The 13,427-nt window shown below is 60.0% G+C and carries 12 protein-coding genes and 2 pseudogenes; 9 read left to right on the forward strand and 5 right to left on the reverse strand.

The window, feature by feature from the left end; genetic code table 11:
• Positions 1-7: 7 nt before the first annotated feature.
• The 4 genes and pseudogenes from V5B44_RS25850 to V5B44_RS25865 form a co-directional block, all read right to left on the reverse strand.
• A pseudogene (locus V5B44_RS25850) lies at positions 8-253 on the reverse strand (class I SAM-dependent methyltransferase family protein); the annotation flags it as partial.
• On the reverse strand, positions 136-1,089 hold the full coding sequence (locus V5B44_RS25855) for an alpha/beta hydrolase (RefSeq protein WP_332362181.1): 954 nt from the start codon (positions 1,087-1,089) through the stop codon (positions 136-138). The gene V5B44_RS25855 and the pseudogene V5B44_RS25850, both read right to left, overlap by 118 nt.
• A gap of 25 nt (positions 1,090-1,114) precedes the next feature.
• Positions 1,115-1,741 (reverse strand): CDP-alcohol phosphatidyltransferase family protein, encoded by a 627-nt coding sequence (locus tag V5B44_RS25860; RefSeq protein ID WP_332362208.1) that lies wholly within the window; start codon positions 1,739-1,741, stop codon positions 1,115-1,117.
• Between the two features lie 236 nt (positions 1,742-1,977).
• Positions 1,978-3,654 carry an AMP-binding protein gene (locus tag V5B44_RS25865; protein WP_332362183.1) on the reverse strand — a complete coding sequence of 559 codons (1,677 nt, stop codon included), beginning with the start codon at positions 3,652-3,654 and terminating at the stop codon, positions 1,978-1,980.
• A 307-nt stretch (positions 3,655-3,961) separates the two neighbouring features.
• Here V5B44_RS25865 and mtnA point away from each other — a divergent pair, with 307 nt between their 5' ends.
• The 5 genes and pseudogenes from mtnA to V5B44_RS25890 all read left to right on the forward strand — a co-directional run bounded on the left by mtnA (position 3,962) and on the right by V5B44_RS25890 (position 9,774).
• Positions 3,962-5,047 carry an S-methyl-5-thioribose-1-phosphate isomerase gene (gene mtnA / locus V5B44_RS25870; protein ID WP_332362185.1) on the forward strand — a complete coding sequence of 362 codons (1,086 nt, stop codon included), beginning with the start codon at positions 3,962-3,964 and terminating at the stop codon, positions 5,045-5,047.
• Positions 5,040-5,684 carry a class II aldolase/adducin family protein gene (locus tag V5B44_RS25875; protein WP_332362187.1) on the forward strand — a complete coding sequence of 215 codons (645 nt, stop codon included), beginning with the start codon at positions 5,040-5,042 and terminating at the stop codon, positions 5,682-5,684. The genes mtnA and V5B44_RS25875 overlap by 8 nt, the downstream gene beginning before the upstream one ends.
• A 32-nt stretch (positions 5,685-5,716) precedes the next feature.
• Positions 5,717-6,853, forward strand: a pseudogene (locus V5B44_RS25880) (NAD(P)/FAD-dependent oxidoreductase); the annotation flags it as partial.
• Positions 6,854-6,864: 11 nt separating this feature from the next.
• Entirely contained in the window at positions 6,865-8,964 is a 2,100-nt protein-coding gene (locus V5B44_RS25885; protein ID WP_332362189.1) for a YhdP family phospholipid transporter, read from the forward strand.
• 3 nt (positions 8,965-8,967) lie between these two features.
• The gene (locus V5B44_RS25890) at positions 8,968-9,774 is read left to right on the forward strand and encodes a carbon-nitrogen hydrolase family protein (RefSeq protein WP_332362191.1); all 807 of its coding nucleotides are present in this window, start codon (positions 8,968-8,970) and stop codon (positions 9,772-9,774) included.
• A gap of 55 nt (positions 9,775-9,829) precedes the next feature.
• Here the strand turns inward: V5B44_RS25890 and V5B44_RS25895 are convergent, their stop codons facing one another.
• On the reverse strand, positions 9,830-10,393 hold the full coding sequence (locus tag V5B44_RS25895) for an anthranilate synthase component II (protein WP_332362210.1): 564 nt from the start codon (positions 10,391-10,393) through the stop codon (positions 9,830-9,832).
• A 283-nt stretch (positions 10,394-10,676) separates the two neighbouring features.
• On the opposite strand from V5B44_RS25895, the gene rpmH reads away from it, so the two are divergent.
• The 4 genes from rpmH to yidC form a co-directional block, all read left to right on the forward strand.
• Positions 10,677-10,811 (forward strand): 50S ribosomal protein L34, encoded by a 135-nt coding sequence (gene rpmH / locus V5B44_RS25900; RefSeq protein WP_012207856.1) that lies wholly within the window; start codon positions 10,677-10,679, stop codon positions 10,809-10,811.
• Positions 10,812-10,918: 107 nt separating this feature from the next.
• Positions 10,919-11,383, forward strand: coding sequence for a ribonuclease P protein component (locus tag V5B44_RS25905; protein WP_332362194.1), 465 nt, complete (start codon positions 10,919-10,921; stop codon positions 11,381-11,383).
• Positions 11,384-11,396: 13 nt separating this feature from the next.
• Complete coding sequence (yidD, locus tag V5B44_RS25910; protein WP_332362196.1) at positions 11,397-11,705, forward strand: membrane protein insertion efficiency factor YidD; 309 nt, start codon at positions 11,397-11,399, stop codon at positions 11,703-11,705.
• Positions 11,702-13,427 (forward strand): membrane protein insertase YidC (gene yidC / locus V5B44_RS25915; protein ID WP_332362198.1); only part of this gene is annotated, 1,726 nt, incomplete at its 3' end. The genes yidD and yidC, both read left to right, overlap by 4 nt.

The raw sequence follows: 13,427 nt of genomic DNA on the forward strand, positions 1-13,427 counted from the left end.
ACAGTGCCCCCTGAGCCTGGTTGCGGTACACGTAGTCGAGGCTGCTGCCGGAATCGAAACCCGTCGTCAGCCCGATCCGGATACCCTTGGACAGGCGGCCGAGCGTGCGCATGGCCAGCCGGGTGACGGCGAAATTCAGCCGGCGCAGCGAGAAAGCCGGCAGCGGCTGAGCGAGGCGAAGCTCCTCGTCGCGGGTGTAGCCGTTGCGATGCGCCTGCAGCAGTGACTCTGCCGGCGGTGGCTGAGCGAAGATGCGCTCGACGAAGGCACGGATCCGGTCGAGTGCGAGCTGTCGATCGCGTTCACCGAGTGTGTCGTGCAGGAAGCCGGGGAGCAGGTGGCGTTCCTTGACCGGCGAGCAAGCCGCTCGAAGAAGTGGTCCTGCGGCGCGCGCTGGACGACCCAGTCCTTTTCGGAGATCAGCAGCTGCAATGGCAGACGGATGGCCTGTGCGTCAGCAACGACCCTGTCGGCGGCGTCGTAGAGGCCGAGCAGAACGCGCGCCGAGATCGCCCGGGTGACCAGGGGATCCTCGTCATACGAACGGATACGTTCCGGATCGTGCGTCAGAAACTTGGCCTTGACGTACGAAGTGATGAAGAAATTGCCGAACAGGCGCTGGATCAGTGCCAGTCCCGGCCGTGCCAGGGGGACATAGAGTTTTACCTGGAAGGCGGGTGCGGTCAGCACCAGGCAACGGATCGGCGGTGCGTAGTCGTGTGCCCAGGTCGCAGCCAGGACGGCGCCGACGCTCTGGCCAATGACCGCCATGCGGCTGGTGGCGATGGCATGGGTGCTGCTGAGGTGGCGGACAAAGAAATCGAGGTCCCTGACCAGCGCGGCAAAGCTCGGACTATCGCCACGCGCTCCCGGCGACTGGCCGTGACCTCGTGCATCCCAGGCGAACATCGCAAAGTCGTCGAGTCCGAGTTCGTCAACCACGTGTTGCAGTCGTCCCGAATGCTCATGACCCCGGTGCAGCAGCACGATCGCCCGTTCGGCCGTTGCTGTTCCGGCCGGCGGCCAATAGCGGTAGAACAGCGTACTGCCATCGTGGGTCGTGAATTGCCTTTCCTGTGCAAGCCGCATGTCTCTGTTCTCCGCTGGGTGCTACCTATTGATCTGTGTGACCGCCGCCTTGCGCGATGCCATGCCTGACCCGGTTGACGATGGTCGGCAGCAGCAGCAGCGCGACGATCGTCAGGACACCGGGTAACCACGCTCCGGGAAGGATGCCGGCACCGAGCAGGAGTCCGAGCAGGCCGAAAACCAGGGCACGGTCACTCTTGCCCATCGGTCCATCGTTGCGGCGGCCGCTACCGGCAACGATGCCCAGCAGTCCGGCCACCTCGGCCAGGTTGGCCAGGAAGATGACGAGCAGGGTCAGTACGCTCGCCGCTTCGCTCAACAAGGCAAAAGGCAGGTAGAGCGCCGCATCGGCGACCAGGTCCGATAGTTCGTTGAGGTAGGCGCCGAGTGTCGAGATCTGTCCGAACTCGCGCGCGAGCAAACCGTCGATCGCATTGAGCGCCATGCGCACCAGAAACCATAGCGGCAGCAGCAGAAACCACTGCAGCTGACCGGCATCGGCGGCGACCGCAAGTCCGGCCCCGAGTGCGACCGAAACGACACCGGTGCTCACCGTCACCTGGTTGGCGCTGACCCCGGCGCCATGCAGCGAACGTACGGCTGGGCGTAGCAGGGACTGAAAACGGGGTTTCAAGGCATGGAGAGTCATCAGCGGATGGCGCGAAAGGTGGCAAGTGATCCTGGAAGTCGCCGTCGGGCTCGGTTGCTGCGGCCGTGAAGACGGGCGACACGCCCGGCCGCCGCATGGGCAGCGCCGCAGTTGTCCTTCCGGGTCAGTAAACGCCATGCCGCCCGAAGGCGGCATGGCCGGCTGACCCGTGGATTGCAGACACAGGGATTCAGTGCTGGTTCCGGAATGGCTGGTCGATCCCAGAAGTCGAAACTATCTCAGAACTCGAAATCCTCCTCGTAGAACTCCAGCGCGCCACGGGGAGCGGCAGCCCGATCCTGCTCGCCCTTGCGCAGCTCGACGCGGCGAATCTTGCCCGAGATGGTCTTCGGCAGTTCGCCGAACTCGAGCCGCCGGACGCGCTTGTAAGGCGAGAGACGGCTGCGCAGGAAGACGAAGATGTCGCGTGCCAGCTCACGCCCAGGTTCATAGCCAGCCCGCAGGGTCAGGAAGGCCTTGGGCACTGCCAGCCGCAAGGCATCCGGACTCGGCACCACGGCCGCCTCGGCAACCGCCTCGTGCTCGATCAGCACGCTTTCCAGCTCGAACGGGCTGATCCGATAGTCCGAGGCCTTGAAGACGTCGTCGGCACGGCCGACGTAGGTGATGTAGCCTTCCGCATCGACGGCAGCAGTGTCGCCGGTGTGATAGAAGCCATCACGCATGACCTCGGCGGTTTTTTCCGCATCGTCGTCGTAGGAGATCATCAGGCCGAGCGGGCGCGGCGACAGAGTCAGGCAGATTTCGCCTTCCTCGGCCACATGCCCGTCGATATCGACCAGACGCACCTGGTAACCCGGCATTGGCCGTCCCATCGAGCCCAGCTTGACCGCCTGCCCGGGTGAGTTGCCAACCAGCGCCGTCGTTTCCGTCTGGCCGAAGCCGTCGCGCAGCGTGATGCCCCAGGCCGCCTTGACCTGGTCGATGACTTCCGGATTCAGCGGTTCGCCGGCGCCGATCAGTTCGCGAACCTGGACCGGGTACTTGCGCAGGTCTTCCTGGATCAGCATCCGCCAGACAGTTGGCGGGGCGCAGAGGGTGGTGACCGAGCATCTGACCAGGGTTTCGAGGATCGACGCCGCGGCGAAGCGGGCGTAGTTGTAGATGAATATCGTGGCGCCAGCGTTCCAGGGAGCGAAGAAGCAGCTCCAGGCGTGCTTCGCCCAGCCGGCCGAGCTGATGTTCCAATGCACGTCGCCAGGCTGCAGTCCGATCCAGTACATGGTTGACAGATGCCCGACCGGATAGCTCTGCTGGCTGTGCAGAACCAGTTTGGGCTTCGAGGTGGTGCCGGAGGTGAAGTAGAGAAGCTGTGGATCGGTCGCCAGCGTCGGGCCCTCGGGCTGGAACTCGCTTGACCCCTGGTAGGCCTGTTCAAGCGCTTGCCAGCCAGCGACCGCGCCACCGACGGTGATTCGCGAATAGTTGCCGGTCAGACCACTGAACTTGTCGGCGTGCGTGTGGCCGATGATCACGTGGCGGATCTGACCGCGGTTCAGACGGTCAGCCAGATCGTCAGGAGCAAGCAGGGTGGTGGCCGGCGACAACACGGCGCCGAGCTTGATCGACGCCAGCATCGTGTCCCACAGTGGTACCTCGTTGCCGAGCATCATCAGGATGCGATCGCCGCGCTTGACGCCTTGCTGGCGAAGCCAGTTGGCCACCTGGTTCGAACGCCTGGACATGTCGGCAAACGACATCTTCTGTTCCGAGCCGTCTTCGTTGACCACCCATAGCGCCGGGCGGTCGTTGCCGGCGGCCATCACATCAAAATAATCCAGCGCCCAGTTGAACTCGGTGAGCTGTGGCCATCTGAAATCGCGATAAGCCGTCTCGTAGTCGGTGCGATGTGCCAGAAGGAAATCGCGTGCCTCGACGAAGGCTGAATAAGACATTTCTGCTCCTTTCTTGTCGATCAAATCACTGAACTGCCCCCGAACGCACGGCTGCCTCACAGGCAGCCGGAGTACCCGGGTGGCGTCTCTCCCCAGTGGGTCCTGACCTGCAGCAGCAGCCAAGCTCCGAAGCACCACGATTGGTCCCGAAGTCTGCCCGCCCGCATGCAGCCGATCAGCCCCGCCATGTATTGCAGGGCTCATTGTAAGGGACTTCTCGTGTCACCTGCCATCGGCCGGGCCGGGATCGGAGGGTAACAGGCGTGGCCGCTGCCAGACCCCGGCGCTGACTGGTAGAATGCGACCGATGAAAGTCCATGGCACTCCGACGCGAACGATCTGGCCCGTGGCTGGGGCCGACGCCGTCGAGATCATCGACCAGACAGCACTGCCGTACAGCTATCGGGTCTTGCGGCTGAACAGCCTTGATGACGTAGCCCAAGCCATCCGCAGCATGCAGGTCCGCGGCGCACCGCTGATCGGCGTCAGCGCCGCTTACGGAATCGCCCTGGCGCTCTCGCGGCGGGCCGATGACGCAACGCTTCTGGCCGCCTTGCAGACGCTGGCCGCGACGCGGCCGACCGCGGTTAACCTGCACTGGGCACTGGCGCGCGTGCAAGCCTGCCTGCTGCCGTTACCAGCCGCGGCGCGTGCCGCCGCCGCGTGGCTCGAGGCAGGCCGGATTGCCGACGAGGACGTCGACCAGTGTCGCCGGATCGGCGTCCACGGCCTGCAGCGTTTGCTCTCGTGTCGGCGGGCTGGCCATCGGCTCGAGATCATGACCCATTGCAATGCCGGCTGGCTGGCCACCGTCGATCACGGCACTGCGCTGGCGCCGGTCTATGCCGCTTTCGACGCGGGAATCGACAGCCATGTCTGGGTTTCCGAAACCCGCCCACGCAATCAGGGGCTGCTGACGGCCTGGGAGCTGCGGCAGCACGGCGTGCCGCATACCGTCATCGCCGACAACGCCGCCGGCCTGCTGCTGGCGCGCGGCACGATCGACGTGGTGATCGTCGGTGCCGATCGCATTGCCGCCAACGGCGACGTTGCGAACAAGGTTGGTACCTGGCTCAAGGCGCTGGCGGCGCAGGCAGCAGGCGTACCGTTCTACGTAGCCGCGCCGCGCTCGACGATCGATTTTGCCTGCGCGAGCGGCGGCGACATCCCGATCGAGGAGCGCGCCGCTGACGAGTTGCGGCTTGTCCATGGTCTCGATGGCGCGGGGTACCCCGGCGCGTTGCGCCAGCTGCCGGCCGACGAAGCCGTCGCCAACCCCGCCTTCGACGTCACGCCGGCGAGCCTCGTCAGCGCGTTGATCAGCGAACGTGGCACCTGCGCGGCAAGTCGCGAAGGGCTGCTGAGTCTCTACCCCGACGAGCGACATGGCTGAGCTGCGGCAGCAGTTGATCGAGACGGCACGCCGCATGGCGACCGCCGGACTGAACCGGGGCACCGCTGGCAACCTCAGTGTTCGCCATGGAGAGGAGGGTGCCCCGGGCTTCCTGATCACGCCCACGGGTATGGCCTACGATGTCCTGGAGGCGGCAGACATCGTCCGCGTGCGTCTCGACGGTACGGCCGAAGGCCGCCGCAAGCCGTCGTCCGAGTGGCGTTTCCACCGTGACCTCTACGCTGCCCGTCCCGACGCCGGCGCCATCCTGCATGCGCACTCGCCGTTTGCCACCAGTCTCGCCTGTCTGCGCCGCGACATCCCGCCCTTCCACTACATGATCGCCCGGTTTGGTGGTGACAGTCTGCGCTGCGCCGGCTACGCCACCTTCGGCACGCAGGCGCTGTCCGATGCCGTACTGCTGGCGATCGCCAACCGGCGCGCCTGCCTGCTGGCCAACCACGGCATGCTGGTGCTTGGCGATGACCTGGCGCAGGCGCTCGACCTCGGTATCGAACTCGAGGCACTCTGCGAACAGTACTGGCGCGCCTGCCAGCTCGGTCCACCGGTATTGCTTGGTGCGGCCGAGATGGCGACGGTCCTCGAAAAGTTCGCCGGCTACGGGCAGCAGGCCTGAGCCTCTGCGCCGACCTTTCCCGGGAACCACGCATGCTGCGCATCAGCGAAATCCGTCTTCCACTGGAGCATCCTCCGGCCGCCCTGGCGGCGGCAGTTGCTGCCCGCCTCGGCGTCGCCGAGGACCACATCCTCGAACTCGGCGTTTTCCGGCGCAGTTGCGATGCGCGCAAAGCCAGTGCGCCGACTTTCAGCTACAGCGTCGACGTCGCGTTGGCCGACGAGGCGGCTCTGCTTACCAGGTTCGCCAGTGACCCGCGGGTGCAGCGGACGCCGGACATGCGCTATCACTTCGTCGGACAGGCACCGATACCGCTGGCGACGCGACCGGTCGTCATCGGCTTTGGCCCGGCCGGCATCTTTGCCGCGCTGGTTCTGGCGCAGAGTGGCTTCCGGCCGATCGTCCTCGAGCGTGGCAAGGCCGTCCGCGAGCGCACGCAGGATACCTGGGGGCTGTGGCGAAAGAAGGTGCTCGACCCCGAGTCGAACGTCCAGTTCGGCGAGGGCGGCGCCGGCACCTTTTCCGATGGCAAGCTCTACAGCCAGATCAAGGACCCGAAGCACTACGGCCGCAAGGTGCTCGGGGAATTCGTCAAGGCCGGCGCGCCGGCGGAAATCCTTTATGTCAGCAAACCGCACATCGGCACCTTCCGGCTGGTCGGCATGGTCGAACAGATGCGCCACGAGATCGAGCAACTCGGCGGCGAGATTCGCTTCCAGCAGCGGGTGACCGGGCTGCAGATCGAAGCGGGGCAGGTGCGCGGTGTCACGCTCGCTTCCGGCGAGGAACTGCGTGCCGGGCACGTGATCCTGGCGCTCGGCCACAGTGCCCGCGACACCTTCGCCATGCTGCACCGCGCCGGCGTCTTCATGGAGGCCAAACCCTTTTCGATCGGTTTTCGCATCGAACACCCGCAATCACTGATCGACCGGGCACGTCTGGGACCGCACGCCGGCAACCCCTTGCTCGGTGCCGCCGACTACAAGCTGGTGCACCACTGCCGCAACGGGCGCTCGGTGTACAGCTTCTGCATGTGCCCTGGTGGCACCGTGGTGGCCGCCACTTCCGAGCTCAACCGGGTGGTGACCAACGGCATGAGCCAGTACTCGCGCAACGAGCGCAATGCCAACGCCGGCATCGTCGTCGGTATCACGCCGCTCGATTACCCTACGGCTATGGCATGTTCATCAAAAATGCGCATGGTTTTATCGGTGCTATGCCTGCCGAACAATTAGAAGCGAGCTTGCCCGATTGGGACGATCTGCGTGTGGCGGTGCGCGGGCGCTTGCAGGGTGATTTGGGGCAGGCACTCGATACCCTGCGCGAGACGGAGGTTGATCGCTTGCTGGCGGGCAGCTTGAGCCAAGCGCAGGGGCAAGGAGCCACCCTGATTGATCTAGCCTTGGATTTGCCGATTGATCAGTTGGAACAAAGTACCGTCACAGGCAAGGCTTTGTTTCTCAATAACCAAGTGCGCTTTTCCCCTTTGACACCTAGCCTCGAGAATGTCCAAGGCCAATTGCGTTTTGATGAGCAGGGCTTTGTGTTAGACAAGTTCCAAGGGCGCACATTAGGTGGCGCTTTTCAGGTGCAAGGCGGCATGGGCAGTTTGGCTGGGCGCAAAGATACGGGCGTGCATATGCGGGCTGAAGGTGTTTTCAGCAGCCAAGGTCTGCGCACGCAAACCGATTTGCCTTGGCTGGCGCAGCTGGGGCGGCATCTACAGGGCCTTACGCCCTATACCTTGCAGCTCGATTTTGTAGGAGATACCCTAGACTTTTCTGCAGCCAGCAATTTGCAGGGCATGGCTATCAACTTGCCAGAGCCTTTGGGTAAAACGGCAGCGCAGGTGCAGCCATTGCGCATCAATCAACGCAGTTTGCCGCCGCGCCAGGGGCGTAGTCTGCAGAGTGTGCAAGCCTTGTGGGGCAGGGATTTAAGCGCCCAGTACGAAATCCAACGCGACCCCAAACAACCCACTGCGGCACCTGTGGTGCGTGGTTTATTGAGCTTGGGCGCGCCACCTGCTAATACCCGTTTACCCGATAGTGGGGTGCAGTTTTTATTGCAAGCCGAGGTCTTAGATGCCGATGCTTGGCGTCAGCGTTTGGGTGCTGTCTTAGATGCCAGCAGCAAACTCGCTAGTGAGCAAATCGGCTTGCAAGCCTACATACCGCAGCGCCTAGCGTTGCGTGTAGGGCGCTTGGAGCTGGGGCAACGCGCTTTCCATGGTGTGAATGCGATCGTTGAGCGCGGTAGCGATAGCAGTTGGAAAATCAGCGGTCAAGCGCGCGAGGCTGCAGGCCAAGTGCAATACCGGCCAGGCGCCTTAGGGCAGGGCGATTATGTTTGGGCGCGCTTGAAGCACCTCCATTTGGGTGAAAAATCAGCAAGCAGCAGCATGGTGGTCAGCGCAAACGCAGCGACTCATTCCAGCGGTGTGCAGGCTTTACCCGATATGGATGTGCAGGTAGATGATTTTCATATGGCAGGCAAAGCCTTGGGGCGTTTGGAAATTCAAGCCAGCAACCAGGCTGGAGCGACAGATGTGCAGCGCGAATGGCAGTTGAAAAAACTCAGTATCAACAGCCCCGAGGCGCAATTGACTGGCACGGGCGCTTGGCTAGCTGGCCAGGGTTTGGATGGGCGCACTGTGCTGAACTTCAATTGGGCATTGCAAGACGCTGGCAAGCTACTGGATCGCTTAGGGCAAAAGGGCCTACTGGCCAAGGGGCAAGGCAGCATTGCTGGGCAGGTATCTTGGCAGGGCAGCATAACTGCACCAGATTACCCCAGCATGAATGGCAAATTGCAAGTGCAGGTGAACGATGGCCGTTTTCTCAAGGCCGACCCTGGTGCCGCCAAACTATTGGGCGTGTTGAATTTGCAAGCCCTACCTAGGCGTTTAAATTTTGATTTTCGCGATGTCTTTGCGCAAGGTTTTGCTTTTGATTTCGTGCGTGGCGATGTGCAGATTCAAAAAGGGCTGGCCAGCACAAATAATTTGCAAATCAAAGGCGTGAGCGCAGCGGTGCTGATGGAGGGCGTAGCCGACATCAAAGATGAAACCCAAGATGTGCATGTCGTCATCGTGCCTGAAATCAATGCCGGCACGGCTGCACTAGTGGCCACAGCGATCAACCCTGCGATTGGCTTAGGGGCTTTTGTGGCGCAATGGCTGTTGAGTAAGCCTGTGAATAAAGCCGCCACGCAAGAGCTGCGTATTACAGGCAGCTGGACAGACCCGAAAGTGGAAAAAATCGAGAGGAAAGGCAAATAAACCATGCGGATAGCAGCCTTGCAAATGGTCAGTGGACAGGCAGTAGCAGCTAATCAGCAAATGGCGGCGGATTTGGTAGCGCAAGCGGCCGGTGCGGGCGCAGAGTTGCTGGTTTTGCCCGAATACTGGTGCTTATTGGGGCAGCGCGATAGCGATAAATTGGCCTTGGCCGAGGATTTTGGCCAGGGGCCGCTGCAAGATTTTTTAGCACAACTGGCGCGCCAGCATGGGGTGTATTTGGTGGGCGGCACGATACCGTTGAAAACAGCCAGTCCTGATAGAGCCTATAACAGCAGCTTGGTGTTCGATCCACAAGGGGTTTGTATTGCACGATACGACAAAATCCACCTATTTAGCTTTCACAAAGGGCGCGAAGCCTATAACGAAGGCAAAAGCCTAGAGGCGGGCAGCCAGGCGGTGGCGTTCGATTTGCGCGCACGCGCTGGACAGCTTTGGCGCGTGGGCTTGTCGGTTTGTTATGACTTGCGCTTTCCTGAGCTATACCGCCAGCTCGCTGCCGATATTTACCTAGTGCCCAGCGCCTTTACCTACACCACAGGGCAGGCGCATTGGGAGCTGCTGCTGCGCGCCCGCGCGGTGGAAAACCTAGCCTTTGTAGCTGCTGCCGCACAAGGCGGTTTGCACAGCAATGGCCGGCAAACTTGGGGTCATGCCATGGTGGTGAACCCCTGGGGGCAGGTGCTGGCGCAGCAGGCGCAAGGCGCGGGGGTGGTGTTGGCCGATTGCGATTGGCAGGCTTTGCAAAATTGGCGCTTGCAATTGCCAGCTTTGCGCCATAGAAAGCTGTAAAACGCTTATTTTTTCATAGCTGCTCAGGCAGATTTGGCGGCGTTTATTGGCGAAATTACTTCAAAAAATTCTGCAATAAAGCATGGCCATGTTCGCTCAGCACGCTTTCAGGGTGAAACTGCACGCCTTCAATCGCTAATTCACGGTGGCGGATGCCCATGATTTCGCCATCATCGGTTTGTGCAGTTACTTTTAATTCGGCAGGTAGGCTATCGGGCGCAATCGCTAAAGAGTGATAGCGATTGACCGTAAACTGCCTAGGCAAACCCGCAAACACGCCTTCTTGCGTAGTCGTAATAACACTGGTTTTACCGTGCATCAATTCCTTAGCGCGCACAATGCGGGCGCCAAAAGCTTCACCTATGGATTGATGGCCTAGGCAGACACCCAAAATGGGCAATTTGCCGGCAAAGTGGCTAATCGCAGCGACTGAAATACCTGCTTCTTTGGGCGAGCAAGGCCCTGGCGAGATGACGAGGCGATCAGCCGCTTGGGCCGCGATACCTGCTAAATCGATTTCATCATTGCGAAAAGTTACTACCTGCGCGCCCAGTTCGCTGAAATACTGCACCAAGTTGTAGGTGAAGCTGTCATAGTTATCTATCATCAACACGCGCATAAATGGCTTTCTTACAGGGGGCTGTGCATTATTGTAATTGCGCACTGTCGCCTGCGGCGCTAACCATGCAGGCCTTTGTGCGATAATCGCAGGCTTTTTCCTCGTTGGTGTCAGTCTATTGGGCTGGCATCTATGCGCGCTGCTGCCTGTATAGGGTTTCTGCGCGGGAACCTTGAGAGGACAAGGGGCGGCACTAGGTACTTAATGAGGTACTTATCTAGCCCAGCCTGTAGTACTCGATATTATTTTTTATCCCTTTTCATTAAAGGAATTCATCATGGCCATGAAACGCACTTACCAACCGTCAAAAACTCGCCGCGCACGCACGCACGGTTTTTTGGTTCGCATGAAAACCAAAGGCGGCCGCGCAGTGATTAATGCGCGTCGCGCCAAAGGTCGCAAACGCTTGGCCGTCTAAGGTCAGCCTAGGCTAGGGCTTGGCTCTTGGCTTTTTGCGCTTTGACCTTTAGTACACCCACGCCCGGCTGCCCCGCTAGCGAAGTTCTCGCTGGCCTTGCTGCGCCTATGCTTGTGCCTATTCCTAAGTTTGAAGAGTTTCAAACCGTTATGCGTTCAGGCCAGCGCTATAGCAGTGAGCACTTTATGTTGCACTGCGCTCCGCGTCAGGGGGCTTGTCCAGCTCAGGCGACTGGTGCTGTTGGTGTCAACCGCATAGGCGCATTGCTGCCCAAACGCTGGGCAAAAAAAGCTGTGCGGCGCAATGCGCTACGGCGTCAGATCTATGCCCTAGCGCAGCAAGGTTTACCTGTGCTGGCGCAAGCTATTGGTCAGCCTTTGGATTGTGTCGTGCGCTTGCGCGCGGCTTGGCCTGCAACTGCGTTTATTAGTGCTAGTTCACCGGCTTTCAAGCAAAGTGTGGCAGCGGAGTTGGCGGCACTATTTGCTTTGGCACAACGCAAAGCGCGGTCTTTTGCGCCAGCTAGTGCGCCACTTCATACAAAGCAGTCAACAGGCGCAGCTAAGGATTAAGGTCAGCTTCCCTATGTTGCCCCATTCTGCCCCTAGCACCCAGTCGCCGCGTCTTCTAGCGCGTGCGCTGATGCTGGCGCTGCGTGCTTATCAGGTTTTTATCAGTCCTAGTCTGGGCAGCAACTGCCGTTTTACTCCTAGCTGTTCGAGTTATGGCCTGCAGGCCTTGGCACAGCATGGCGCTCTTAAAGGCAGCTATTTAACCGCGCACCGCTTAGGGCGCTGCCACCCTTGGTGTGCTGGCGGTGAAGACCCCGTTCCTGAACAATGGACGGGGCCACGACTTTTTACCCGTTTTTTCCACGATAAGACCGCACCATGAACGATATGCGCCGCTCCATTTTGTGGGTTGTTTTTGCTTTTTCCCTCATCATGCTGTGGGATAAATGGCAGATCCACAATGGCAAACCTGCCACTTTCTTCCCCGATCCGCAGGCGCAAACTGCCACGCAAACGGCTACTCCTAGCCCTGCCGCCAGTGCGCAAACGGCTGTAGATTTGGGCGTGCCGGCGTCTAGTGCGGCAGCAGCTATCGACGCTGCTATTCCTGCAGACACCACAGTGGCTGCAAGTGCAGCGATTCCAACATCGGCCAGCGCGCCGGCACAAAGCAATTTGGTGCGTAGCAGCGATAGTGCGCCTGCAACAGCGCCTGTGCCCCAAGCCAGCGCGCCGATTGTGGTGGAAAGCCAAGACTTGCGCCTGAGCTTTTCTCCCATTGGTGGGCGCTTGGTACGCGCTGAGTTACCGCACTACGCAGGCATAGGCGAAAAAGCCAATAGCCCCGCACGGATGGTCTTGTTTGACGAAACCGCAGGAGAGCGCATTTATCGCGCCGAAACAGGCCTGACCAATGTGCCGGGCATCAACCACATGACGCCTATGCAGGTGAGTGTCAGCAAAAATGGCACTGACACTTTGGTGCGTTTTGTTTCGCCTGAAGTGGGCGGCATCAAGATGGTGCAAACCTATACCTTGCCAGCCCAAGGTTATGCCTTAGGGGTGCGCCACGAAGTTTTTAATCAGGGACAAGCGGCGATTGCGCCCCAGCTCTATCTGCAGCTCACGCGTGATGGCAACAAGCCGCCTGGGGATTCGATTTTCTATAGCACCTTTACAGGCCCAGCTTTCTATAGCGCGGAGAAAAAATACCAAAAGGTTGAATTTACTAATATCGACCAAGTCAATGACCCAGATGCCAAGTTTGAGCGCAAAACGGATCAAGGCTATGTCGCCATGGTGCAGCACTACTTCGCTAGTGCTTGGCTCCCCGACGATGCAGGCAAAGGCCAAAAAGTAGCGCGCGAGAATTTTGTTAGCAATTTGGGGCATAACCTGTATTCGGCTGGTTTGAAAACCCAATTAGCCACCATTGCGCCAGGTCAGCACGCGACTTTTGATAGCCGTTTATTCGTCGGTCCGCAGCAAGAGGAAATGCTAGAGGCGATTTACCCTGGTTTGGAGGCGGTGAAGGATTACGGCATTTTTACTATTTTTGCCAAACCTTTATTTTTACTGATGACGCTGCTGCACAGCCTGTTACACAACTGGGGCTGGACGATTGTTGCCCTGGTGGTGGTGCTCAAAGCCGCGCTGTACTGGCTCAACGCCAAAGCCTATGGCAGCATGGCCAAGATGAAGGCGGTGACACCACGCATCACAGAAATGCGTGAACGCCTGAAAGACAATCCGCAGCAAATGCAAATGGAGATGATGAAAATCTACCGCGAGGAGAAGGTCAATCCCATAGGCGGTTGTCTGCCGATGTTGATTCAAATCCCAATTTTTATGGGTTTGTATTGGGTGATTTTGTCCTCGGTGGAATTCCGTGGCGCACCTTGGTTGGGCTGGATTACTGATTTGTCAGCGCGCGATCCTTGGTTTATTTTGCCGCTGTTGATGACGGTCACCAGTTTGCTGCAAGTGTGGCTCAATCCCACGCCACCCGATCCTATGCAGGCGAAGCTGATGTGGTTTATGCCACTGGCCTTTAGCGTGATGTTCTTCTTCTTCCCATCTGGCTTGGTGCTCTATTGGCTGTCGA

Source organism: Candidatus Accumulibacter necessarius, from assembly GCF_036625085.1.